We start from the raw sequence: 23,972 nt of genomic DNA on the forward strand, positions 1-23,972 counted from the left end.
AGTCCCTTAGAGGCCGAGCGCGGCGCGTACTTCCGCCAGTTGATCTTTACCGTCGACGACTTGAATGCCGGCGACCATGTCGATTTCGTACATCAGGCGCCCGTCGATTTCGAGCTTGTAATAGGTGACCGCGACGGCGTGCTTGATCTCGGCCGCATCACCGGCCTTCCAGTCGCCCAGGTCGACCTCTTTGAGCAGGCCGCGCAAGGTGGCGACGACTGCCGTCACTGCACCCTTCTGGCCACGGAAGGCCCCCCGGAACGTGGCATTGAAGGCGGTGCCATCGGCGAGGCCGAAGTACTTCAGCGACTCACGGCGCACGCCCTTGGTGACGAAACTCGCCTCCATTTTTTCAAGACCCTGATTCATCTCGATCGAGCCGGCCATGCCACCGCCGCGATACTCGTCGGTCTTGGTGGTCAGCTTGGGCAGCGTCATGCTCGGCACGTCGCCGGAGAAGTTCACGCCGTCGACAAACAGGTTGGTGTTGCACAAAGTCTGAGGAATCATCTGCTAAGCCCCCTTAGGCTGCTTCAAGCACTTCGGTCATCCATTGATCGGTGACTTCGAAAAGGAAATTCGGGTTCTCTGCCGGCGGCACGTCGGTGAAGCGGATGCGCCAATACACCTTGCCTTGGGCGATCTGGCTGGCCGTGTTCAGCTCGGTGTCCGGGAACACTTCAAAGTTGATGATCGCGCCCTGGGCTTTCAGGTCGGCCATGAACGCGTTGAGGCCGTTGGTCACGTCACTGACGTAGGTCTTGGTGATCGAGCGATCGACCGCCCACTTGTGCCCGGCCTGCACCGCATCCATCAGGATGAACAGCGTGCGCACGCGGGTGACGAACGCCCATTTCGGATCGCTCGACAGCGTGCGGTTACCCCACAGGCGATAACCGTCGTCACGGATGATCGTGGCGATATTGGCGTTGTTGAGCAGGTTGGCCCGGCACGTCTCGTCGCCGTCCAGGTACTCGACCGCGCGGCCGGTGCCGGTGATGCCGGCGAACTCTTTGTTCGAAGGCGATGCCCAGAAACCGTACTCAGCATCCGTCCACGCAAACAGACCCGCCGCCCAGGCCGAGCCGGGTGCATCGATCGTCGCGCTGGTGACGGTGTCCCAGAACTGCACACCCGGGTCGACCATGTACAGGTTGCGGCTGCCGAAGTTCTCGGCGTAGGCCATGGCGGCCTCATCGGTGGTACCCGGGCCGTCGAGGATGGCGATCGCGCGCAGCTTCTGCGCCACGCTGTCGATCGCCGTAGCCACCGCTTGAGTCCTGGTATGACCCGGCGCGATCAACAACCGCGGCTGTGCGTTGTACATGCTTTTGCCGTCGATCAGCGCTTGCAGGCCGGTACGCTGGCCCGAGACCAGAACGCCGCCGATGATCGCCGAGGTTTGCAGCGCGGCGTCTTCCAGCTTGGGCACGCCGATGGCGACGATCACCGCCTTGGCTTTGACGTAGATCGCCTGACAGGCCTTGGTGATAGCCGAGTCAGCACCAAAGGCGGCGATCGCCTCGCGCTCAGTGGTGATCAACTTCAGCTCGCCGGCCTTGGCCGTACCGCCGCCGAGAATGCCCGGGGTGAAGGTGTCGCAAAGACCGATGATCGAAGACGACGGCAGCGAAATGGTGCGCGCGCCCGTCTTGATTTCGGTGGTCGTAACGCCGTGAAAGAAACTCATAAAGTCCAATCTCCAGAAACGAAAAAGCCCCGCATCCGCGAGGCTGTTGTGGGGTGTTCGTGTTACGCGTAACGGAAAAGAAAACGCCCCGTCAGTGCGGGGCGTTTATTGAAGCGGGCCGGTCATCCACAACGGGGCAATCGGACGATGGTCATCGAGCGGGAATTGCCCGCCTTCTGGCCAGTCGCGCAATTGCCGGCGGTACGCTTGCAGCTCGGCATACTGCTCAGCCGTGATCGAGGTCGGACCACCCTCCTCGATCTCGTCGCGATGCCGGGACACCAGCGGATCGGTTAGGGTCAATTGACGATCGCGCCAATCACGCGCAACAGCTGCCAGTTCGTCGGGGCCGGGTTGTTGCGGCTCTACCAGGACGGGATAGCCATCATCCCCCCATTCGATCACCTTGCCCGCTGACTGCCCCGCCAGCAGCTCGACGTGATAGCCCGCCGAAATTTCCACTACGTCCGTCGGCATGACGGTATGAATCGCGGCGTCATAGAACCCGCGCTCTGATCTCGAAGAAAACATTCGATCCCCTTTCAATATCCGATTCCAATAAAGCCGATGGATACAGGCAGCGCCGAAGCAAAAGCCCCTACCTGCGATTTGCTTCGCGCCCCAATCGAAACCATAGCGGGGGATTCACCATTTGAGCAGGTAACAGCGGCAAACAAACAGGCGTTGGGGAATGCAATGGGCCAGACCGACAGCGCGCCTTGTGATCCGAGCGTGGTGGTAAAGATCCATTGAATAATCAAACCGCTTGGCAGCTTCTGATAGCCATTGGCCAACTGCTGGGACGAAAACAGCGGCGAGTATTTCAGCGCCGCATCACCATCCTCAAGCACCCAGCCCGTGCCGTCATTCAACCGTCGGAGAACCGACATAGTCGAAGGCGCCACCGAAAGCGGGCCGTTGACGCTGGAAAGACTGGCCACCGACTGCCCCGTCTGTGCCCGAATAGTCAGCCCCACGGTGGTACTTGCCAACAAGGTAATCACAGCCCCCAGCGGCACAGTCGTAGCATCTGGCAGGGTAACCGTGGCCGATGTTCCACCAATGGCAACCAAACGACCGACATCCGCTGCCGTGAGCGTTGTGTTGCCGCTGTAGGCCACCGAATCGGCGTAGCTACCCTGGGCACGCTGAGCAAATTCGGTTGTAGCCAGCGCCTTGCCGTTATCGAATTTCGGCTGTGTCACGAAGTTGGGGCCGGTCATCGTCCCAGCGAAGCGCAGAGCCACCGTGCCGCCAACCAGTAGCCACTGATCTTGTAGCCTGATGAATTCGGCGGTATCACCAAGAGCCAACACCAGCGGCCCAGCTATACCGGTCGCGGTGGAGACCAGATCAGCACCCGAAGCCACGACTTTTAACCCACCCGCGCCGGCGCAGGCCAGCGTGATAGTGGCCGCATTCGCAACACCTGCAGTAGGTGGCAAGGTCGCCATGAGCTGGCCGGCGTCGGCGAAGCTGTGAAGCCCACCGACATGGGCAGCGGTCAGCACGAGACTCACCGTGTTCGTGGTGAAGCCGGAAAACTCAACGCCGCGCTGCTTCAGAAATTCGGTCGTCGCTACCGACTTGCTACTGTCGAAACGCGACGGGGTCGGGGCTGTCGGATTGCCGGCAAAACTCGGCGAAAACAAACGGGCAAGGCCGTCAGTAATGTCCTTGAACGTTAATGCGGTTGCACCTACGACAATCGGGCCATCTGTCACCAACTGCCAGATCGTGTCGGCCTGAGTCGCACCAACCTCTACAGCCACCGTCAGGTTTGGCGTCAACTTCACATTGTTGTCGGCATCCTTGGCCCGCACCCAAGCACCGTTAGCCACCACATAGGGGCCATTGTCCTTGGCGGCAGCCTGATTTTTCACCAGCACACGATCGCCTGCATTCAGCGAAACACCGTCCACCACCTGTAAACCGACCAGGGCAATATTGCCGGTAGTGGCCGCGCGTACCGACTGCTTAATGTCGAGCTTGCTCAGCTCTTCAAGAATGCGCGAATCGACGAATTCCCGAGTTGCCAGCACTACCGCTGGATCGATCTTCAGCGTGATTTGCGCGGTACTGGAAACAATCAGATTCATCCGCACCACCTGTGTGCGGCCCGATCCCTGCGAGAGGATCGGCTTAAAGCTTGGCGCACAATTGGCCACCGCCACTAGATCACCGTCGGCGTCGTACAGCCCGACCTCGCGGATCCAGTAACCGCCCTCATCGGCTGGTATAACCTGCTCGGCAATGATCACCGCCGGATTGACCGGATCAATCATCAGCTGATTTAGAGGCCGTCTCCGCCACTCGTTGATCAGTTTGGTTTGCTTGGGGCCGGGCTGAGGGTCGGCGCCGTTGGCGTCCCCCAGCCCCATTTGAGTGATGTTCCATGGAACGCCAAGCACGTTGGCATTCGCCAGCTTGGCCGCCCCCACATCAGTCAGGATCGCGAGAAATTTAGAGTTCGCATCAATCATGAATAAATATCCAGGGTGTCAATGGAGTGCTCGCGACCGGTCACGCCGTAACTACCGGTGACCTCAATGTCGCGCATTTCGGGTGGGTAAATGTCGATTACATCGCCGTCGTACAGCGTTACGCCGACATTCAAATCGCCTTGCGTTTCGAGGCTGATCGCCAAACCGGTCAAGTGTCGCGTGACGGGCTTGGCGTCATCAATCAGGCGCTCAAGCTCCTGATACATTTCCTCGGTGATGCCGGTATCCAGCACGCCAACTTTCAAGGCGAAGGTGCCTGGCACGCCCTCGGGCACAGCCTGGAACCACTCGACAATCTCGATCAGATAGCCCAGCGGTTCGACCACCCGGCGCAGCGCGCCGATCGTGCCCTTGTGCTTGTGGATGTAATACGAGGCCTTAATGGCCGCGCGCTTTGTTGCCTCGGGCCATCGGTAGTCCCAGCGATCGACCGACCACGCCCACGCCAGATGCGGCAGCAGGTGCGCCGGACAGGTATCGGCGTTGTACAGGTCACGCAGCGGGACAATCGTCTTCTCGAAAAAACCGGCCTCCATGGCCCGTTCCAGTTGCGTGCTGTTGATCGGCAGAAAGCTCTTCATGTCAACCCGCCATCGTCACGGTGTAGCCCACGCAGAACGCTGCCTGCTCTTTCGTCGGGGCCAGATCGACCCAGTCGGGCAACTCCACCCGGGAAACGCCGGCAACGTGCAATTGCGCGTCGATCGCGGAACGTGCGACCTCCACACCCAGGCGCTTGCGGGGATTGATCCATGCCGCTAGCCGGGCCTTGGCTTCCGCCAAACTGGCATCCATTTCGGGGCCGGCGCCGGTCATGTGCAGAATCGCGTCAATGCGGTAATCAATGATTTCCGCACTCTTGACCGTGACCCGATCACCAACCGGGCGCACGTCATCGTCGTTCAGCTCGACCCGCACCGTGGCCAGCAACTCAGGACTGGCCACGCCGCGCCCGTCACCCTCAGAACTCAGCACCGTTACCGTAACGTAACAAGGCGCAGGGCTTTCGGCCGACGCATCCGCCACCAGCCCCGAGGCATTTCGCGCGTGCAGGATGTAGCTGTTACGCGGGCCGGCCGTGGTCAGGCCTTCATAGGCCAACTGGATGCGCTCGCGAAACGGGTCATCCTCTTCCTTGACCTCGGGCACCGGCGGCACCGCTTGCAGATCCGCCGCCTGAATAACCAGGCGTTTCAAATTGACGTTAGCCCCTAGGTGATCGAGGTCGCCGCGAATGGCGTACGCCAGCAGCAGGGCCTTGCCCGCGTCGTTGACCCGGGCGCGGTTACCGACCTTGATATAGGCGCCCGTCTCCAGCACCTTAACCACCGGATCACTCTCCAGCACCGCCGTCCAGTTGTCGCCCATGTACCCGCGAAAGACGCCTAGCGTGTCTTGATAGGTGTCCTCGAAGTCGAGCGGCTCCAGCACGGTCGGCGCCGGTAACGCCGACAGATCCACGATATTCATACGGTCACCTCTAACGTGACGCTGTCGCCCAGGTACTGACCGGCGATTTCCAGATTGATTTGCCCGCCGATCACCGAAACGACGCTGACCCGATCCAGCTTCAAACGCGGCTCCCAGCGGCCCAGCGCGCGCGCGACTTCCGCCTGCACGGAGCTGATCCAGCCCTTGTTAACGGGCAAGTCGATAAACCGCCGTATCTTGCTGCCGTATTCCGGCCGGTGCCGCCGGCTACCCAGCGGCGTGCCCAGAATGTCGGGGATCGACTGGCGCAAGTGAGCGATGCCGGAAATGGGTTGGCCGGTGTGGCGATCCATTCCGATCATCTATGTCACTCCAACGGTTCAAGTTCGGGATGCGTCTTCAGGAAGCTGACAGCCTGCTCATCGGACGCCGACACCTCGACCTCGTGCTTGGCCACCGCCAGCGTGCGATCCGTTCCAGGGATGCACAGCGTGCGCGAGGTATAGACTTTGTCGCGAAACTTCAGCAGCAAATCAGCAGTTCGCGCTTGAGGGGTAACAGGCGGGCGAATCGTCGACGGTAATTGCTCCTCGACAGACTGGTCATTGATCTTGGCCATGGGTTTTCTCCAGGTACAAAAAAGCCCGCACGCGGCGGGCTGGATGAATGTTTGGGTTAGTGCTTGTGGTGGTTGTCGCTGTCGCCGACGGCCATGATGTTGCCGGCGCCGTCGATGTTGCCCGTTACGCGTAACGCGCCATCAATATTGACCGGACCCTTGATGTTCACGGTGCCCTCAAGATCGATCGTTCCCGACTTCACTGTCACCGCGTTATCCGTTACGACGACGTCCGTGCCGCCGACCTTGATCGTCACCGTGCCACTCGGCAGGGTGATGGTGTAGGACTTGGCCTGCCAGTCGTAGACCAGCGAGCCGCCATCATCGAACCGCCAGACCTCGACGTGATCGCGGTTGTCCGGCTGACTGCCGGCATTGCCGTACAGGCCAGGAATGAACGTACCTTGCGAGACGTCACCGCTGGCACTGATTAAGCTGCCCTGCTCGCCCATGCTCGGCGCGCGCCAGTGGCGAGCCTTGCCGGCGGCGATGCTGTGCCAACGCACCCAGGCGCTTGTCCACTCGCCATCCGACACCCGACACACCGGCGGGGAGGCGGCCAGATCCACCGCCACCACATAACAAGCCTTGACCACCCCTGCCAGCATGCGGTCATGTTGGGCCGTTGCGTAACTCACGGCTCTTGCTCCGCATCGACAACCACCTCAACGGCGTAGTCTTCCAACAGGAGTTCACCCGGATGATCATCTGGCCATGGCCATTGTTCGGTGCCGAGGTAAATCTGCTGGTTCCACTCCACCAGCCAGACCGTATAACCATCGAGCTGCGGCTGGGTCCAGTCCTGCACTGCCTGGACAAACTCGGCGGGTTCGACAGCCAAGCCCCACGTCTGGGCGCGCAGCAGCACGGCCAATTGAGTCACCAATTGCACGGCCTGTTGGTGATGGTTCGGCTTGATCGGGTCGACAATGATCCGAGCCTCGAACTTGCAGACCAGCGAGGTTTCGCCGGTGCCGATATCGGTACCCGGCTCAATCTCGGCCAGTTCCAGAAATACCGCCGGCAGCACCACGCGATCCGCGATGTTCGGCCAGGCAGTGACGGCCCGCACGCCCGGCAAGTGGGTACGCAGATGCTGTTCTACCGCCCGATAAAGCTGGTCCAGGCTGAACGGTTCGTCAGACATTGCCGATCCTCTTGAGGTACTTCTGCAGCTCAAAGTTGAGTTCTTGTTTGAGAATCGCCAACAGGATCTCATCTGCCTTTTTGACCCAGCTGTCGAAATGCGGCCGGGCTTGCTCCAGCGACACCTTGGCCTTGGCCAGCGGGAAACGACTGCCGTGTTCGGCGACCCAGCCAGAACTCGCCCCGCGACCGGGGGAGACCGTACTGTCGGGGTAGTCGTCCCCGTTGAAATGCTTGCTGGCTGTGCGGATCCAGATGTCGGGTTTATTGCCGTAGACCTTCTTGAGGAAAGCCCCTTGGTAACGCCGCCCCGCCACTGACACGCCGCTACCGGTTTGCCGCGCCCGGCCGATCCGGCTGGACTCGATGGCGTTCAAACCGAACCACAGTTTGCCGCTCGCGGCACCGCCGGAAACCGGATAACTGCGCAAGCGCTGACGCACCGCTGCTACGGCAATGCGCTCTGACCGGCTCACAGCCCGGGCAATGTGCGTGCGCAACCTTCCCAACGTCTTGTTGATCGCACGCCGGTGCGCCGCTGCCGCTGCCTTGGGGACCAACGCCGCGAAGTCCTGAAACGCCTGAAAGTCTGTGGCCGAAGACTGGATGGAAATCATCCCGCCGGCGGCCGAGGGTTTGAAATAGCTGCCGACGCTCATGGGCGCAACCTCAGAATCAAGGCGACCAGACCGTCGCCGCTCGGTTCGAGCTGGATCAGGTCGTAGTCGCCGCCGCCATCCAAGGCCGGCAACTCGACGCTGACCAGCATGCCCTGTTCCAGACCTTGCGAATCACTGACGCGGATCTCGAACCGAGGCTCGCGCAGCCCGGTGTTGAGCTTGCCGAACTTGGGTTGCAGCCAGGGCGCGGCAAACATGCCGAACACTGGCTCTTCGCGACCCTCGATCCGTGCGGTATCACCCAGCGTCTCGAACACCACCGCGTCTACCTCGGCGACCAGGTCGCGAAAGCCCATGGTCAGAGTTCCAGCAGGACCTGGGCACGCGGTCGAGTGCACAGGTGCAGTGGGTTGGACTGGGCTTCACCGGCCATGCCTTTGTTGAAGGGCAGCGGTTCAATCATGCTGTAGTACGGAATGCCCTGAGTGTTGACCGTTTCCATATAGTCGGCAGGTGCAAACACGGAGATATACAAGTCCGGCACACCTTCGGGAACCAGCAGCGCTTTGTCGTCATGGACAAAGGAAACGCCGGCAACCTTGCCACGGTAGCGCTCCCAGATGATACCGCCGAACTCGAAGCTTTCCCGGGCGTCGCCACGCAGCGCTGCCGCTTGCTGACTGTTGAGGTAGGTCTCTTTGACCGACTTGTGAACAATCAGCTTGTTCCAGAAGTTCTTCCCGCAGAAAGCGCGCGAACCGGTACTGGTCACGCTGCCCAGCGCATCTTCCTGCATGTCCAGCGCCTCACCGCACTTGACCCGCAGCTCGGTACCGGCTTCAGTCAGCCCCATGGACATCTTCTGACGCTGCACACCGAAGCGCTCATACAAGTCCAGCAGCACCGTCTTACCATCAGCGTCGAGGATCTGGCCGTTGAGTGCGCCCATGCGCTGGAACTCATGCGTCGCATCCAACTGGCGACGCGCCTTTGCCAGACGTGCATTGACCACGTCCTGCACCGCCTGCAGCTCGGTGCGAGTACCGAAGGCGCGGATGCCTTGGATCTCATCCGCCTTGATCGTGAAACGCTCCGGCAGGTGCACGGTGTTGAACGGGATCAGGTTGCGCTTGCTCGCAGCAACCACCAGGCCAGAACCACCGCGCTCACCGGCCGGCACCAGTGCCAGGGTGTCACCGTCCTTTTCAATCTGCACGGTCAGCGTGGTAATGCCTTCCTCGCGGAACAGGCCCAAGGCGCTGATGCGGCCCGGCAGGTAAGGTTGATCATTGAGTGCAGCGGTCAGCGAGGTAACGGTGAATGCTTCGTCATCAAAAATGGCGATATCGGCCATGGGTACTCTCCAGAAACGAAAAATCCCGCACGCGGCGGGATGCATAAAAAAGAAGGATCGACTTAGCGGACGATCACGAAATGAGTGGCCAGCGCTTTCTCGGCAGCCAGATCCAGCCCGGTCAAATGCGCTTCGCTGACCTCGGCCAACCGCACCACGGCGCGACCGCGACGCACCACATCAGACTCGCCAAGCGGGCCGTAGAGAATGGCGACAGCGTTTTCGGTGCCGTCCTCAGCAGTCGGCTCGTAGGGTGCGAATTCGCCGGAGGCGGTCACCAACCCGAGGATTTGTCCGGGCCACAACTCTGGACCGGCAGCGACGTTGATCGCTTCACGCGAAATATTGCCGGCGCCTTCGGACAGCAGGAATTCACCTGCGTGGATCGGTTCCTGTTTGATGGTCATGCTCGTGCTCCTTTCGCGCTTTGCGCGGTTCCAGTTTGGGCCGCTTGGCGAGCAGCCCAAATCGAGTTGGGATCAGGTTGTTTGGCCAGCACCTTGGGCGCCAGATCGTCCGCCAGCGGCAGACTGTTGTCGATTTCGAAACCCTTACCACTGGTGACAATTTTGTCGAACAGACGCGCCCGCACCGCCGGCGCATCCAGACCTGCCGCGACATACTCGGCGCTGAATTCAGGCAGCCGCGCGGCCACGCAGAGGTCGTTAATCGCCTTGGCGCGTGCCAGGCCAGCGAGAACGATCTCTTCGCTTTCAAGCTGGGTGGACTTGAGCAGAGGCTCGATCAGGTTGCTGATGCCCGCCGCCGTGCAGCGCTGGGTGATCATCAGTGCCAACTTGGCCGAGTCGACTACAGGCGGTACCAGCGGAGGTTCTACAGGTTCGAGTTCGGGATCCAACTGAGGTGGCTCGTCGAGCTGCGCCACCAGCTCAGCCGGAGCGTGCTGGAACCGTTGCAAGACCGCGCCTTGACCAAGGCAGGCTTTGACCTTGATGCCGTCGCCGACTTCGTCTGCAAGACCAAGCGCCACTGCTTCGTTGGCAGTCAGCCAGGTTTCGGCATCAACCATTCGCCGCAGCTCGGCCTCATTGATGTCGGGCGCCTTGGCCTTATAGGCCGCGATGATCGCCTCCAAGGTTTGATCCAATACGTCAGCGACCCGGCGGAAGTCCTCGGCGCCCCCGCCTGCATAGGTGTATGGGTTGTGAATCATCAACATGGCGTTCGCCGCGATGACTACGCGGTGGGCACCGCTCACAGCCACACTGGCGGCACTCGCCGCCAGTGCATCGATCCGGCCGGTGCAGCGCTCGCCCAGACGCGACAGCGCGTTGTGCATGGCCAGTCCGTCGAACAGGTCACCGCCGATACTGTTGAACGCGGCGACCACCGGCGACACACCATCATCCATGGCGCGCAGATCCTGAACGAACTGATTGGCAGTGATGCCCCACGCGCCGATCTCGCCATAGACAAAGACTTCGATCACTCGCTCGGTGGACTCGCCGCTGGCATGAACGGCGTACCAGGTCTTGTCCTTGACCTCGACGCGTTTGCCGGCGCGGTTGTAAATACGCGGTTTCGCGCTCTTGCTCATGGTTGCTCCTTGTCGTCGGTGTCTTCGACGGCATCCAGGGTGTTGTAGTTGAGGCCCAGCTCTGTGGCCCGCTTCAGATCGGCGGCGTTTTCCAAATCGACCGTTTCGGCGTCGTAGCCGGTACGCAGGACCATCTCGCTGCGCGACGAAAAACCGGCTCTCACCTCCATCGCTCTTGCTTGCACGTCCTGAACCGGCTGGATATAGGCCCAGCCTTGCGGTACCCAGCGAGTGCGAAGGTACTTGCGGCGCTTCTGTGTGTAATCGTCCAGCACCAGAACACCCGACAGCACCGCCATGTCCATCCACGCGGCCCGCACCGGGCGGCAAAGTTGATGGACATACACGCTGAATTGCAGTTGTTCCAGGCGGCGCCGAAACTCGTTGAGCACCACCCGTAATGCTCGGTCGTTGATTCCGCGCATGTCGCCGGTGAGGATCTCGTAAGGCGTACCGCTACCCGCCGCTGCAGCCATCAACTGCTGACGCATGAAGTCCGGATAGTTATTGCCCGCGTCCGGCGGTTTGGAAAATTCCACCTCTTCGCCCGGACCGAGTTCTTGCATGGTGCCGGGTTCGAGCGCAACCATGGGCGTGAAGCCGTCGCGGTCCAGATCCAATAACGCACCGGTGACCGGATCGCGTGGAGCCGGACCTGAGTCAGGCGACGGGCGCTTGATGAAACCGGCGAACAGGTTGGCAACCTCCTGACGGAACAGCACCGCGTCGTCGTAGTTGTCCAGACTGCGCAGCCGTTTCAGAACCGGCGACAATCGCGGCACACCGCGCAACTGGCCAGGTTCGACCGGTTCGAAGATGTGCAGCACCTGCGCGGCCGGGACGCGCACTAGCTGGTTGTAGCCGGCGTTCAACGAGGCCGCATCACGCGGGTGCGACAGGTACATCCAATACGCTACCCGCTTGCCGCCGGGCGTGAACTCGATGCCGGCGCGGATGACGTTGCCGTTCTTGGTGCTCTCGAATTTGTCGTGCGGCACGAACTCCGGCGCCAGAATCTGCAACTGCAGCGGAACCGCCAAGCCTTCATCCAGACTGCGAGGACGCAAGCGAACAAAGCATTCACCCGATGTTTCCACCGTGCGCGCCACCAGCGCCTGCTGGCCATAAAAGTCGGTGCGGTCATCCGCATCCGACTCATCGACCCAATCGCCCCACAGCTCCTGCAGCAGTTTGCGCAGGGCATCATCATCGGTCGCTGGCCGAGGGGTGATGCCGGTGCCGATTAGGTTGCTGACCCGCTTGTCGATGACGTTGAAGGCATACGGATCATTGCGAACCGCCGCCCGGGAGCGCGACCGCAAATTGCGCAGTGCCGGGGTGTTGATGCTGTTGATCCCGTTGTCCGGAGCATCCCAGCCAGCAGATCGTCGGCCCTCTCCGGCGCCTTCGTAACTGGCCTTGATGTTTGACGGCAACACGAATCCGTTACGGGTCAGCGTCGGATAGCGAGCCATTAGACCCCCTTCCCTGCGTGATACAGCCGCACCACGCGCGAACGTGGCCCAGCGGCGCTGGCCAACGACGAACGAATCTCTTCGCGAGCCTTGAGCAGCTCATCGACCGTACGGTATTCCACGGTACGGTCGGTGTAGCGCACAGTTTTCTCACCGCGAGCAATGGCCGCCTCAACCGCGTCGAGGTGCTTTTTAGTAAAGGACATATCAGCGTCTCTTCAGATAGCCGCTGGCAGAGCTGCGGCGTTGAGGGGATGCCGCAGCTGGTCGCGGTGTCGCGACCAGTGCCGCAGTTTGCGGAGCAGGTTTTGCAGTCGGTTCAACCGAAGTCGGTTGTGCTGAACTGACCACACGTTCGCCCGGAGCGGGCTTGATGCCTATGGTGTCATCAAACAATCCAGCCTGAGCCAGTGACTGGTGTACACGCTCCCAATCCTGTTCCTGGTAACGATTGATGCCCAAGTAATGAGCCATGGCCAAGCAGTACACCATCAGGTCGAGCGCTTCATTGCGCTCCGCCTTGCCCTTGACCCACTCGATGCGCTTGTGACCGCGCACATAGCGGGCGACCTTACGTTCGGCCACGCACTGGGCGAAGAACTCGTCCGGCAGGTCGTTGGCAAAGTGCAGCGATCCCGGCCCGTCCGGGAACGGATAACGGTTGTAGATCCAGTCTTTGGCGGTGTCGGTACCGACGAACCACAGCTCGGCGCCGTTGCGTTCGGTCTGGCCTTTCCAAGTCACGTCGACCATGGACGGGCGCTGAGCGATCACCGGTCTGCCTGGCTTGCTCGCTCCCTTGATGGCGAAGACGTTGCGCCAGCGACGGACGCGGCAGAACTGGTAAACCTCGTCGGTGTGGTGACCGCCGGAGTCGACGCCGGTGGCGAGAATCCCCAAGCCGACACCGCAGGGATGCCGATATCGCGTCTTGAGTTTCTCGTCCAACACGGCCCAGGTGCGCTCGTCAGCAGGGTCGCCCCAGATGATCTGGTGATCCACAACCCAGCGTTCCATGCCGACACCGAAGCCCATCACCATCAGCTCCAAGCGGTTGGCCTGAACGTCGACAGCGCCGGTCAGCATCAGCACGCCCAGCGGCATCGCGCCAAGGGTGTAGGTTTCGAGACGCGCCCTGGCGATCAGCACTTCCGCCTTGGTTTGCTCGAGCGCGCTGTCCCAAACCTTGGCCAGACGGGTGTTGTAGAACACCTGCATCAAGCTGGTATCACCTTGCGACTGCGCTTTTTTTGCATCCTCAAACTCGACGGCGAGCGACGCCCAATCCATCCAGCCGGTCGGCGAATATAAGGCACTGAGGTGAAACCCCACGGTCTTGCCATCGCCACGACCATGCGCGCGCCACTCACCTCGGGCGAGCATGTCGCTTTTGTGGTGCTCCTCGATCAGCACGTCGCACTCCGAGGCGGCGCACTCATAATGCACGGTGGCGTAATCCGCGCTGTAGTGCAGCCGCTCCCACTCCAGCACCTGCATATGACCGCAGGTGGGGCATGGCACATAGTAGTGACGCTGGTCGCTGGACTCGAACAGATCGGCGATCCGCGAGGCGCCCTTGATCGTCGGCGAGCTGGAAAAATAGATCTTGGCGTTGCGGCCGAAGTTGGTCGCTCGCGTTTCGGCCAGCCGGATGGGATCACCCTCCTGTCCCACATCGTTTTCCCAGCGGTCAACTTCATCGCCGTAGATGTAACGTGCCGACAGCTCGGACAGGTTGGCCGCAGAACCGGCGGTGGTCACGTACAGCGAACCACCTTCGAATTCCTTGGTGTCCATCGTATTGCGCGCATCCCGCGAGCGACTGGTTGCCACGCGTTCGCGCAGCACCGGGGTGGCCTTGATGGTCTTGCTGATCCGCCCCGAAACCCGTTTGGACAATCCAAGGCTGGGCAGCAACGCCAGGATGTTCGACGGCGCCATGTGAATTAGGCCGCCCATCCAGTTCAGGGCGATCTGGGTTTTCATCAACTGCGAGGCCACCATGGTGACCACGCGTCTGCACGGGTGAGCCGGCGACAGGCAACGCATCGGCTCGCGAGCATAAGGTGTCCGCGAAGTGCGGTACTGGCCTGGCTCCGGCGCGCCGGTGTCTCGCGGGATTCGCATGTACTCGTCGGCCCATTCATCGATCCAGAGATCGGGGTCAGGACGCAGTCCACGAAAGTAGTTCTCACGGTACACCTTTGCACCGTCAGAAAATTCCGTGTGCATGGGTTCAATCCGCTGTCAGGGCGTGTTCAAGATCCGCTGAAGAGAGGCGCTCGGCTTCTTCCAGCGTCCGACGGATTGTTGCCGTCAGGTGTTTTTCGATTTGCCAAGGATCCGTCATCGCCGCTAGGTCATAGGACAGCTGAGGCAGCGGGCCGAACAACTGGTCACGCAGTAAGCGGCCGGCGTCGTAGGCACCGGTTTCTACGGCTTCCTTGGACACCAACGAACCTTGCGCTTTGCCCAACTCGATCTCTGCCAGCTTGGCCATGTTGTGCTCGCGCAGCGCGCGGGACTTCTGGTAGTCAGGGTGTTTGCCGTCGACTGGCATCAGTTGCGGCGGCGCAGCCATGGAAGTCGGCTCGGTCAGAGGAGACAGTTGGCTGTAAACGTCACGCTGGATCCGGTCTTGCTGGTGACGCTCGGCTACGACGGCCTTGCTGGGATCGCTGGTTTTATCGAGCAGCGCCTCGGTGGCCTCAAGGTCGATCTTGCCGTTCTCGGTAAGCACCAACCGATCCTGACTGGCCAATTTTGAAACATAGGATTTGGCCCAACCGCGCCGGGCCGCAAACTCCGTTTTGCTGATGATTGTCATGCTTAATTCTCCAGTTCACCCCGCGAGTTCACCTGTTCACCCCCAGTTCACCTCAGTTCACTAAGCTGGTGAACCGCCCGCTAACACAATCCCGCGGGTTTCCGACCCCGTACCCTCCGAATAACCTCAGGGTCCCCGACGGTTTCAGGCTGGGCCGCCGCCATTCGGCGGGACTTCGCACACACCAAGCCGCTTGGCAGCCCAGCGTTCGTACAAGCCGATGGCTACATCCGCACCCGCCATTGCCGTCAGGCAACCCAAGGCGCCCGCCGTCCAGAGCGACATGCCCGCCGCGATCATCAGCATCATCGCCGAGACCCCGCAGACAATGCAGGCACCAGACCGAAGCGCGAGCCGCCGCAACAGTGCCCAGCCTCGCGCCCCATCCTTGTCTGCCCGCCACATCTCCCCCGACACACCGCCGACCAGCGCCAGGACAATCACTAACCAGATCGGCATCTCTGCCAGTGCTTGCTGCTCGTTCGTCATCGCCTACCCCATAAACGAAAAAACCCGGCGCAATGGCCGGGTTTAGTGGTGTGGTGCCTGCCGCTCTCTGCGGTCGCACCTATCGAAGATGACTACTTTTTACAGGTCGATTCCGGTGGCAGCAACCCTGTTTTAATGCCACCCGGTGAATAAGTGGGGGACGCAGGGTGAACGCCTAGCGAATGTCGGCGAATACACCACTACGGCATTCAGTTGTTTCGGCGGTGTCCCATATGTCCAACTGTTCAGAGTCGAAGTAGGACACCTGAGAGCGCCTAAATTCGGGGCCTCGCCCCACTGTCCTACTTATCTTTCTACTTTCTCGTGTAAAGGAAGAAATTTAAAGAACACGCGTTCGCGCGATACGCGCGCATTGCTGCCCGCTGCGCTTACACGGGCGGGAGGCACCTCTAGGTCGGACAGTGGGACAGACCAACAACGACAAGGCCCGCACCTGTCCCTCTGCATCAGAGCGCAGCGGGACAAAACGGGCCAGTGGGACAACAACAGCCGAGGCAGTGCCTGGGGTCACGCTGCTATCCCCATCATCATGCCGAGGATTTGCAGATGCGCGTCATGCAAGCGCTGGTAGTAAGTGTCACGGCCACAGCCGCAGTGGGCATAACGCAAGCGCATATCCACATCGAGCGTGCAGTAATGCTCGCGCACCACCGTCACCAGCTCGGGCGCAAGGTGCTTGTTGACGATCAGCTCGAGATCCAACGAACTCTCGAGCGGTGCTCGGAAAGCACGTCGCCCACGGATCAATTGCCCATGGGTCTCCATCATCATGGCGACCATGTTCCCACCAGCGAGACCTCCACTCGAAAGGTCTGAATGCAACTCCTGAGCCCACGACCGAAGCAGCGAGTCGATCTCCTTAATCATCGAAACAAGGCTCCTCGAACGCTTCCCGCTGCAACGCCGACGCACCGCCCCACCCTGCCGGCTTCTTATATGCCCAAGGCCGCTGCCCGCTCTTAGTCAATGCAGGCAACCGCACACGTCGCCAACCCAGCCGATGCATGATCGCCCCGACCCGCATCTGCTCCGGCTTACCCCAATGCCCAAAGTCCAACTTCAAGGCGCTGGTCAAAACATCACTGCCGGTGGTGGTCTCACCGATCTGCGACTCTTCCAACCAGGTCAGAATCGGCCCTTCCCACTCATCGACTACAAAACGTTCGTCCTGCTCTTCGCCAAACATTGCCGCCTCATCCAGCGTCACCCACCAGAGATCGCCCGCGTCGTAACAGAACACCGCCTCAGCCCAAAGCTGATCGCGCATCGAGCGCAACAACTCAAGATCCACCTTGGTACACGCCACCGGCCAATAGCGCCGGTTGCCCGTGGCATCCTTCAGATACTCGTCTTGGTTGGTCGTACCCACGAAAACACACTGGCGTGGCACGTCCATCGTTCTGCGGCCGTAGCTCTCGCGGTAAGTGTCGGTGGACGCCGAAAAGAACTGCTTGGCCTTCGTACTCTCAGCCTTGTTGAAGCTATCCAGCTCCCCCAGCTCGACGATCCACTTGCCTCGGATCGCCTGAAAGCCGTCCTTGTCACCAAGCGCAAACGGCGTGTCCATAAACCACTCGCCGCCGAGAATACTCATCGCCGTCGACTTACCGGCGCCCTGCGCGCCTTCCAGAATCATCACCGAGTCAGCCTTGCAACCCGGCTTCATTACCCGCGCCACGGCCGACAACAGCCAACGCTTGCCGACCTTCGAAGAATAGTCAGTGGCCTTAACGCCCATGACCTCTGTCAACCAGCTTTCAAGACGCGACACACGATCCCACTCGAGCTTGCGCAGGTACTGCCGCACTGGATGAAACGCATGGTCATGCGCAACGACGCTCACCGCCTCGATCACATGCGAGGCTTTGACCCGCAAGTTGTACTGCTGCGCGAGCCACTTCATCACCCGCACGTCATCGATGTCCGCCCAATCGCCCGTGCCGCCGCCGTACGGTGCAGCGCGAAGCTTCACGATCTTCGAACTGAAAGCGCTGTAGCTGACGACACCTGCCCAACGCTCATCATTGGCCAGAATCAACTCAACGTTCTGCATGTGCGCAATCAACGCACCGCTTTCACTGCGGGCCAGCATATCCTTCCAGCCACCAGCGGCCGGAGGCTTGACCACCGCCAACACCTGACGGCGCACCGCCTCCAAACCTTCCGCGACATGCAGATCATTGAAGTCGGTCCACTTGTCTTCCCGCTCGCCGGAAAAGATCGGCGCGACCACCTGGCCACCGACAATCAGCGCCGCGTTGTTCGCTTTCTCTTCACCAGGGTTCCAGGCATCACCATTCGGCTTCGTGGTCTTCCAGTCATCGTCTCGGCAGATGATCAGCGGGCAACCGGCGAAACGCTCGCGCATGGCCTTGCAAACTACCAACAAATTGCCCGCATCAAACGCTACGGCCACAGTCAGTGACGTGGCCATATGCAAACTTGCGCCGGTAGCGTAACCCTCACACACCAGCACCGGCTCACCCGGATCCGGATGAGGACCGATTAGGTGAAAGGCGCCCTCCTTCGACATACCGTAAGGCCAATAGGACTTGTCCCGGCCGGTGTCCTCTTGCTTGGCCGGGAACACCACCTGCAGGCCGACAATCTCGTCCCGCACATTGCTCATCGGCACCAGAAACGCACCAGTACGCGGTGCATAACGAACGCCGATACCCACAATCTGCTTACGATCCAGATAATCGCTACGGCCCTTCTCCGGCATGCGCTTGAACATACCCGCCGCCCGCTTCGCCGCACGACGTGCCGCGTTGGCCGAGATCTCAGCCGCCCGGCGCTTGGCCTCTTCCTGCCGAGCGCGCATGACCTCACGCTCTTCGGGCGACGTCCGCCCGGCCTTGACCTTGATCTTCTGAGACTCACCGGAACGCCAATCACCGAACGCACCGAAAATCAGCGTGTCGCCCTTCTCCGTGCGCTGTTCGTGAACGACATACCAGCCGTTCTTTTCCTTGCCCTTATCCTGCGAAGTCTTACACCGCGTCAGCTTGCCGAATACCAGCGGCTGCGCAGGCTCAAGGCCGTAATCTGCGAATTGCCCCAACACCTCATCTAGCATGGCGAGCACCCTGTAGTTCAGCGATGGCGAGACATTCCACACACCGCGTACAGCCGGGCTGCGCCAAACGGCGAGCTTCCGGAATCGGCACATCGCAGGTTTCGCAAAACAGAAACGAATGCGCCGTTAAGGCAGGCTTTGCGGCGAGGAGACGTGCAGCCAGCGCTTGATCTATGCGCTCCTGCACCAGGTCATTAGCGAAGTCAGCGATATCAGCCACGATCAGCACCCCGCGTCGTCTCATTGACGTAGGTGGCGCGGTTGAACATCCCAAGCAGCCCCTGAATCCCCCGAAATACTTGCAGGCGGATCGCGGCCAGCTCCTCATCAGAAACCACCCCATCACCAATGCTTTTCGCCCAAGTGTCCGCGAGATTCGCCACCTGCCGGAAGTACTCGGCAATTCCAGTGGTCAACGTCTCCGGCATGTCATTCGTGTACGCCTCGGCCAGCTCCTGCCAAATCGTGTCACCGACCAACGCATGCACCGCATCCAGAATGCGGCGATCCTTGGTCAGCTCCAGAATCTCGCCGAACTCTTGAATGTTCACCGTGTGGCTGGGGTGGGTTGGGGAAAGCTTGTGCTGCAGTGTGGTCGCATTCCGGCCGGTGGTGGCGGCGATGGCAGCGGCGCCGCCGGGGTAGTCCCGAGCGGCATGGTACAGCGCGAGATCGAGCGGCAGAACTTCCCGCTGCGCCCGCTCGACAGAATTCAGAGCGATACGGCTCATGGCATTAATCCTTGTAAGTTGCCAGTGCCGCGCGACATGCAGTGGTGTTACATTTGCCGCGCGGCTTGAAAGGGCCCAAACGCCGGCTAGATCTTCAGGATCGACACCGGCAACGTGCCGAGGCGAGCAATCCGTTGCTCACCTCTGGCGCAACAGCTGCCCAATCTGTGGTGGAAAAGGCAGCAACACCAAGGCTTCCGAGCCTTGGAAAGCGCGATAAAGAGAGGTGGATAGCATGTGGTGTGCCCGCCTATCTTTATCGCGACCCGACAGCGCTGTGGTGGTGCGTGTCGGGAGGAACTGGGCGGCCTTAGGGTCGCCTTTTTTCTTGCTACGCGGCGGCTTTTTGAGGAGCCGAACTGTTCAACAGCCAAGCGGCTTGGAAAGCATTACCTTTCTGCTTCGCCGAAGCGGCCAACAGCTCAGCGTATTCGGTTTCACCGGTGTAATCCGTTCGAGGCAGGCACCCAGCCTGACGCCATTTGTTCAATGCCTGGTAGCTTCTACTGCATACCTTCGCAGCGGCCCCGATGCCGCCTACGGCTTCAAACGCGAACGCAATAGCGCTCGGAAAATCTGCGGGGTCCAACATGACAACCTCCACTTATCAACTTGCGGTTGATGTTATAGATCAACTGACTATTGCGCAACCTTCATGAGACTCTCAACTCATGGTTGATAAAAATGCTCTCCGCGCAGCTTTCAGCGAGCGCTTACACGAAGCCTTAAACGATGCCGGCGTCCGCAGCCGGGGTCGTGGTGTGGACATCCATCGTCAGTTGAAAAGCTTGGGGGTGGATAAAACCACGCAGGCCATCAGCAAATGGCTAAACGGCGAAGCAATGGCAGAAGCAGACAGCATGGCTGCGCTTTGCTCATGGTTGAATGTGCGTCGGGAATGGCTTGAGTATGGCGTGCTGCCAAAAGAGCAGACTGGCGAAAGCAATGTGCGCCAACTAGTTGCTGGTGATGGGAGCAACGTCAGAAAAATCAACAAGCGCTTCGGAAAAGTTCCTTTGATTTCATGGGTACAGGCCGGTGCCTGGTGCGAAGCGATTTCAAATTTCGAGGCTCATGACGCCGACTCTTGGTTATCGTGTCCTGTTCCAATTAGCAACCATGGATATGCATTAAAGGTCCTCGGCGATTCCATGACCAATCCTGGGCCGGGCCGCAGCTATCCTACGGGTTGCATTATTTTTGTTGATCCTGAAGCGGAGACTAAGACAGGTGACCGTGTGATTGCCAGAGTTCCGCGTACCAATGAGGCAACATTCAAGATTCTAGTCGAGGATGCTGGACGTCAGTTTCTCAGACCCATAAATCCGCAATACCCAATCATTGATATTACGGAAGAGACGCACATTTGCGGAAAAGTCGTGGGATCATTTATTCCGGAGTAAATCTAATAATCCCCATCTACGTTCGAATCCGGGTCTGCTAGCGGATGAGTCTCAGAGTCAAAAAAGTACAAATCCTTATCCGGCAACTCACGGCTTATTCGCGCCTTGAAAGTGATTATATCAATCTCGCTCATGCCCGGCCAAACGCTGACAGCGATCCTTTCGATATTGCTTCTTTTTAGCGCATCAATAATATGCTGATCATAATCTCTATGCAAAGAATGCCCCAAAACAACTAGGTTACCCTCAAGACAGCACAACTCCTCATAACAAAATCGAAGATAATCATTCCGCCTGATCCGTATATATTTTGAGGAAGAACTCCCCTCAGAAATCATTAGAGGAATTTGCTCTGGATGATCCAAATCAAATAAATCAGACAACCGCTCAAAACCCGCACCAACCAACTTCTTAGTCGTACCATCAGGCTTCTCAACCAAATGAACTGCACCATGAAGATAATAGATCACGGTTTTATCGGATCTAACATGAACATCACTCAAATCAAAACTATTATCTCCACCCCAGAAAAAATCCCTAAAATCACGAGAATCTCTCATGATCGCCCAGTACGGTATCAAGTCATAATTCGTCGTAAAAATATCGCGATACTCAGATAGAGTAGCATTCAATCTATTGAGCCCTCGAAAGTCAGGTGGCACATGAGCAAAATTTACAGCCGCCGATAGAGAGTTCTTAGTATTAGAATACAGACCCTCAATCTGCTCAACTTGAGGAGAGCCTAGCTGGTGATCTACGAGATGAGAGTGATACAAAACCCTAAGAACATCCTCAAAGTTAGAGGATCTCAAATGTTCGAAAAGCGCTAACGTTTCTCTAACCAAATGCGGCCGAAGCCCAACCCTTTGGGCCACACTAAACAAACTTGGATAGTTAAACTCCGACCAAATATTGATACTAAATCCGTTACCCAACAAAAGCCCATTCCATTCATCGCCAGCAATTTCCCCCCAATCCAGCAGGGCTGAATCAACACCGAGCCGTCTCATAATCGCATCCCTTCATAAAACCGAATGTTAAAGCTGTGCCTTCCCAGATGACTGCTGCTTTTGAAGAGGCTCCGCTCTACGATAAAGCGCCATCAATATTTTTAGTTGTATCAATTCATTACCATCAGTAATTTGACCAAGGGCTTTAACTTGCTCTGGCTTAAGATTAAAATCTGCCGCGAGCGCCTTCACAGAGTTCCTGATAAATAGCACATCTTCACGAGCGAGCTTCGATTCAGCAGCTTGGACTTCCAACCTCGCTAATTTTCTTTGATGATAGCCACGCATGACCATATCGTAGGTTCTATTCACTGCTAGTACAGAACCACAAAACGCGGCTACTATAGTTGCAATATCAGTCGCGACACCAATCATCCCCGTTAGTTCGATAACGCCAGGGGACGCATATTGAATACGACGTATTTGAAGCCTATCTTCTTCCGGAGTTAAGCTATAAGCACTTCTAAAGAAGTTTACTACACTATATCCTCCCCTCCATTGAAAACCAGAATACCCAAACTCCTCATCCCGCTCACCATCTATGACACTTTGCAACACATAAAATAAACTATAAATCTGTACATACTCTTTGGTATATACCGAAAAATCCTGCAATTCCCACTTTTTATCTAACTTTATTTCGATTTGACCTATTTGCATACGATTCCCTGCGATTGGATAGGATCATCGGGATTTACAGCCATCCAATGGCCATCATAGAACTGGAATCTTTCCAAGCACAACCAAAGGCTCCCCACGAGTCGCTCATCAGTTCCAAGAACATCAACTGAACATCGTTGACAAAAATCAACCATTGGTTGATATTCATCTCACTCTTCCACCACAGAGCGAGGCAACACCATGCACACCACGGCAACCCTGCACGTCCACCCGGCCGCTGCCGACCCTATTCGAATCTTCGAGATCCGCCGTCTAGCCCGCGAGTGCGGCTGTTCGTTTGTCACCTCCAAACCGAAGCAGAAAGCTCGCACCGCTCATGCGCCATTTGATCCGAATGGCGGGGGGCACGCAGCATGATCAAGTACAAAATCGACAACCGCACCCTGCAGTTGCTCAACGCCCAGGTCAATCTGAGCGAGACTTTCAACCACGTCCTCCGGACAGCGCCCAAGCGCGAATGCCTGGGGTTCCGCCTTAAGGTTGAACGCGGTACAGCGCAAAGCGTTTTCGTCGTCGAGATGGGCAGCGAACGCCATACCCTGACGCTCCCGAACGAAAAGAAGATGCACCTCAAGCTGGCCGACTTCATTGAGGAGATAGCCAACGGCCCGCTCGATCCGAGGAACACCAGCGATCTGCAGCACCGCACGCACGCCAGCCGCGAATATGGGCGCTTCGAAGTCGAGGACAAGCAGCGGGTGTTCGAACTGGTGCGCACCGGCGGGATGCTCAACCTCGACATGGGCTTCGACACCCCTCTGCAAGTGGCACTGCATCGCACCCAAACCCGCTCTGGCGCCACCGTCATCCTGAGCATCGGCAACAAAAGCCCGCACACCCGCTGCTTCACCGCGTGCGGTACTGATGTCGAGATTTACGGCCAGGTAACCCAGTCCATCAACCACATCGCTGCAGCGGCAACCCCTGCCGCGCACTCTGCGTGAGAGGGATGCCATGGAACGTACACTCGCTCAAGCCGCAACCCACCTCGGCCTAACCCGGCCCAAACTCATTGGTCGCATGCGCGAAAAAGGTCTGCTCAACGAACGAAACCTCCCGGCCTACCCCAACCGTGATCGCGACTACCTGCGGATCAAGGACGGCCAGTGGTACCACGACCAGCTTGGCATGCAGTACAGCCAATCGACCCGGGTAAAACAACCCGGCATCCGCTGGCTGGCTGAGCAACTGGACATTGACCTGCCCGCCATCCCGGCAGACACCCGTGACGTGGCCTAGGGAATACGCCCGCCAGATCGTCGCCATGCGGACACGAGAGGAGCGCAACGCCGCGCTCCTTGAAGTGCCCAAACATCTGCGCGAGCTGACCAAAC

31 protein-coding genes are annotated in these 23,972 nt (G+C 59.0%); 3 read left to right on the forward strand and 28 right to left on the reverse strand.

Annotated elements, in window-relative coordinates:
* Positions 1-6 precede the first annotated feature (6 nt).
* From PMI37_RS27680 to PMI37_RS27795, 25 genes are all read right to left on the reverse strand, one after another.
* A complete protein-coding gene (locus PMI37_RS27680) occupies positions 7-510 on the reverse strand; it encodes a phage major tail tube protein (RefSeq protein WP_008087637.1) in 504 nt (167 codons plus the stop codon).
* Between the two features lie 13 nt (positions 511-523).
* The gene (locus PMI37_RS27685; protein ID WP_008087638.1) at positions 524-1,690 is read right to left on the reverse strand and encodes a phage tail sheath subtilisin-like domain-containing protein; all 1,167 of its coding nucleotides are present in this window, start codon (positions 1,688-1,690) and stop codon (positions 524-526) included.
* Positions 1,691-1,795: 105 nt separating this feature from the next.
* The gene (locus tag PMI37_RS27690; protein ID WP_008087639.1) at positions 1,796-2,221 is read right to left on the reverse strand and encodes a tail fiber assembly protein; all 426 of its coding nucleotides are present in this window, start codon (positions 2,219-2,221) and stop codon (positions 1,796-1,798) included.
* Between the two features lie 11 nt (positions 2,222-2,232).
* The gene (locus tag PMI37_RS31610; protein WP_008087640.1) at positions 2,233-4,173 is read right to left on the reverse strand and encodes a phage tail protein; all 1,941 of its coding nucleotides are present in this window, start codon (positions 4,171-4,173) and stop codon (positions 2,233-2,235) included.
* Positions 4,170-4,775 (reverse strand): phage tail protein I, encoded by a 606-nt coding sequence (locus PMI37_RS27700; protein WP_008087641.1) that lies wholly within the window; start codon positions 4,773-4,775, stop codon positions 4,170-4,172. The genes PMI37_RS31610 and PMI37_RS27700 overlap by 4 nt, the downstream gene beginning before the upstream one ends.
* 1 nt (position 4,776) lies before the next feature.
* Entirely contained in the window at positions 4,777-5,664 is an 888-nt protein-coding gene (locus PMI37_RS27705) for a baseplate assembly protein (RefSeq protein ID WP_008087642.1), read from the reverse strand.
* Positions 5,661-5,987 (reverse strand): GPW/gp25 family protein, encoded by a 327-nt coding sequence (locus PMI37_RS27710; RefSeq protein WP_008087643.1) that lies wholly within the window; start codon positions 5,985-5,987, stop codon positions 5,661-5,663. The genes PMI37_RS27705 and PMI37_RS27710 overlap by 4 nt, the downstream gene beginning before the upstream one ends.
* Before the next feature lie 5 nt (positions 5,988-5,992).
* Entirely contained in the window at positions 5,993-6,244 is a 252-nt protein-coding gene (locus tag PMI37_RS27715) for a hypothetical protein (RefSeq protein ID WP_008087644.1), read from the reverse strand.
* A gap of 56 nt (positions 6,245-6,300) precedes the next feature.
* Positions 6,301-6,882, reverse strand: coding sequence for a phage baseplate assembly protein V (locus tag PMI37_RS27720; protein ID WP_008087645.1), 582 nt, complete (start codon positions 6,880-6,882; stop codon positions 6,301-6,303).
* Positions 6,879-7,391, reverse strand: coding sequence for a hypothetical protein (locus tag PMI37_RS27725; RefSeq protein WP_008087646.1), 513 nt, complete (start codon positions 7,389-7,391; stop codon positions 6,879-6,881). Before PMI37_RS27725 ends, PMI37_RS27720 begins: the two co-directional genes overlap by 4 nt.
* Entirely contained in the window at positions 7,384-8,049 is a 666-nt protein-coding gene (locus tag PMI37_RS27730) for a hypothetical protein (RefSeq protein WP_008087647.1), read from the reverse strand. Before PMI37_RS27730 ends, PMI37_RS27725 begins: the two co-directional genes overlap by 8 nt.
* Positions 8,046-8,366 carry a head-tail joining protein gene (locus tag PMI37_RS27735; protein WP_008087648.1) on the reverse strand — a complete coding sequence of 107 codons (321 nt, stop codon included), beginning with the start codon at positions 8,364-8,366 and terminating at the stop codon, positions 8,046-8,048. Before PMI37_RS27735 ends, PMI37_RS27730 begins: the two co-directional genes overlap by 4 nt.
* Positions 8,367-8,368: 2 nt before the next feature.
* Entirely contained in the window at positions 8,369-9,364 is a 996-nt protein-coding gene (locus PMI37_RS27740; protein WP_008087649.1) for a major capsid protein, read from the reverse strand.
* Positions 9,365-9,426: 62 nt separating this feature from the next.
* A complete protein-coding gene (locus PMI37_RS27745) occupies positions 9,427-9,771 on the reverse strand; it encodes a head decoration protein (RefSeq protein WP_008087650.1) in 345 nt (114 codons plus the stop codon).
* Entirely contained in the window at positions 9,768-10,922 is a 1,155-nt protein-coding gene (locus tag PMI37_RS27750) for a head maturation protease, ClpP-related (RefSeq protein WP_008087651.1), read from the reverse strand. The genes PMI37_RS27745 and PMI37_RS27750 overlap by 4 nt, the downstream gene beginning before the upstream one ends.
* Entirely contained in the window at positions 10,919-12,397 is a 1,479-nt protein-coding gene (locus PMI37_RS27755) for a phage portal protein (RefSeq protein WP_008087652.1), read from the reverse strand. Before PMI37_RS27755 ends, PMI37_RS27750 begins: the two co-directional genes overlap by 4 nt.
* Entirely contained in the window at positions 12,397-12,603 is a 207-nt protein-coding gene (locus PMI37_RS27760; RefSeq protein WP_008087653.1) for a phage head-tail joining protein, read from the reverse strand. The genes PMI37_RS27755 and PMI37_RS27760 overlap by 1 nt, the downstream gene beginning before the upstream one ends.
* Position 12,604: 1 nt before the next feature.
* Positions 12,605-14,629, reverse strand: a complete 2,025-nt coding sequence (locus PMI37_RS27765) for a phage terminase large subunit family protein (RefSeq protein WP_008087654.1) — start codon at positions 14,627-14,629, stop codon at positions 12,605-12,607.
* Between the two features lie 4 nt (positions 14,630-14,633).
* Positions 14,634-15,224 carry a hypothetical protein gene (locus tag PMI37_RS27770; RefSeq protein ID WP_008087655.1) on the reverse strand — a complete coding sequence of 197 codons (591 nt, stop codon included), beginning with the start codon at positions 15,222-15,224 and terminating at the stop codon, positions 14,634-14,636.
* 144 nt (positions 15,225-15,368) lie between these two features.
* The gene (locus PMI37_RS27775) at positions 15,369-15,713 is read right to left on the reverse strand and encodes a phage holin family protein (protein WP_008087656.1); all 345 of its coding nucleotides are present in this window, start codon (positions 15,711-15,713) and stop codon (positions 15,369-15,371) included.
* A gap of 528 nt (positions 15,714-16,241) precedes the next feature.
* Positions 16,242-16,601, reverse strand: coding sequence for a PA0613 family protein (locus PMI37_RS27780; protein WP_008087657.1), 360 nt, complete (start codon positions 16,599-16,601; stop codon positions 16,242-16,244).
* Positions 16,594-18,813: a VapE domain-containing protein gene (locus tag PMI37_RS27785; RefSeq protein ID WP_008087658.1), complete on the reverse strand. Its 2,220-nt coding sequence runs from the start codon at positions 18,811-18,813 to the stop codon at positions 16,594-16,596. Before PMI37_RS27785 ends, PMI37_RS27780 begins: the two co-directional genes overlap by 8 nt.
* Complete coding sequence (locus tag PMI37_RS31615; RefSeq protein WP_081500552.1) at positions 18,803-19,033, reverse strand: TraR/DksA family transcriptional regulator; 231 nt, start codon at positions 19,031-19,033, stop codon at positions 18,803-18,805. Before PMI37_RS31615 ends, PMI37_RS27785 begins: the two co-directional genes overlap by 11 nt.
* Entirely contained in the window at positions 19,026-19,544 is a 519-nt protein-coding gene (locus PMI37_RS27790; protein WP_008087659.1) for a phage regulatory CII family protein, read from the reverse strand. Before PMI37_RS27790 ends, PMI37_RS31615 begins: the two co-directional genes overlap by 8 nt.
* Positions 19,545-19,875: 331 nt before the next feature.
* Positions 19,876-20,136 carry a hypothetical protein gene (locus tag PMI37_RS27795; protein WP_008087660.1) on the reverse strand — a complete coding sequence of 87 codons (261 nt, stop codon included), beginning with the start codon at positions 20,134-20,136 and terminating at the stop codon, positions 19,876-19,878.
* A gap of 79 nt (positions 20,137-20,215) precedes the next feature.
* Between PMI37_RS27795 and PMI37_RS27800 the strand changes: the two genes are divergently transcribed.
* The gene (locus PMI37_RS27800) at positions 20,216-20,947 is read left to right on the forward strand and encodes a LexA family protein (protein WP_008087661.1); all 732 of its coding nucleotides are present in this window, start codon (positions 20,216-20,218) and stop codon (positions 20,945-20,947) included.
* 2 nt (positions 20,948-20,949) lie between these two features.
* Here the strand turns inward: PMI37_RS27800 and PMI37_RS27805 are convergent, their stop codons facing one another.
* Genes PMI37_RS27805 through PMI37_RS32395 form a run of 3 tightly spaced genes read right to left on the reverse strand, consistent with a single transcriptional unit; the run spans position 20,950 to position 22,786 of the window.
* On the reverse strand, positions 20,950-21,957 hold the full coding sequence (locus PMI37_RS27805) for a DUF4917 family protein (RefSeq protein ID WP_008087662.1): 1,008 nt from the start codon (positions 21,955-21,957) through the stop codon (positions 20,950-20,952).
* A 27-nt stretch (positions 21,958-21,984) separates the two neighbouring features.
* The gene (locus PMI37_RS27810) at positions 21,985-22,617 is read right to left on the reverse strand and encodes a hypothetical protein (RefSeq protein WP_008087663.1); all 633 of its coding nucleotides are present in this window, start codon (positions 22,615-22,617) and stop codon (positions 21,985-21,987) included.
* A gap of 34 nt (positions 22,618-22,651) precedes the next feature.
* Positions 22,652-22,786: a hypothetical protein gene (locus PMI37_RS32395; RefSeq protein ID WP_274517679.1), complete on the reverse strand. Its 135-nt coding sequence runs from the start codon at positions 22,784-22,786 to the stop codon at positions 22,652-22,654.
* Between the two features lie 205 nt (positions 22,787-22,991).
* On the opposite strand from PMI37_RS32395, the gene PMI37_RS27815 reads away from it, so the two are divergent.
* Positions 22,992-23,582: a hypothetical protein gene (locus tag PMI37_RS27815; protein ID WP_008087665.1), complete on the forward strand. Its 591-nt coding sequence runs from the start codon at positions 22,992-22,994 to the stop codon at positions 23,580-23,582.
* Between the two features lie 10 nt (positions 23,583-23,592).
* Positions 23,593-23,877 carry a phage antirepressor KilAC domain-containing protein gene (locus PMI37_RS27820; RefSeq protein WP_008087666.1) on the forward strand — a complete coding sequence of 95 codons (285 nt, stop codon included), beginning with the start codon at positions 23,593-23,595 and terminating at the stop codon, positions 23,875-23,877.
* Positions 23,878-23,972 lie beyond the last annotated feature (95 nt).

This window comes from Pseudomonas sp. GM80 (genome assembly GCF_000282515.1).
GTDB lineage: Bacteria > Pseudomonadota > Gammaproteobacteria > Pseudomonadales > Pseudomonadaceae > Aquipseudomonas.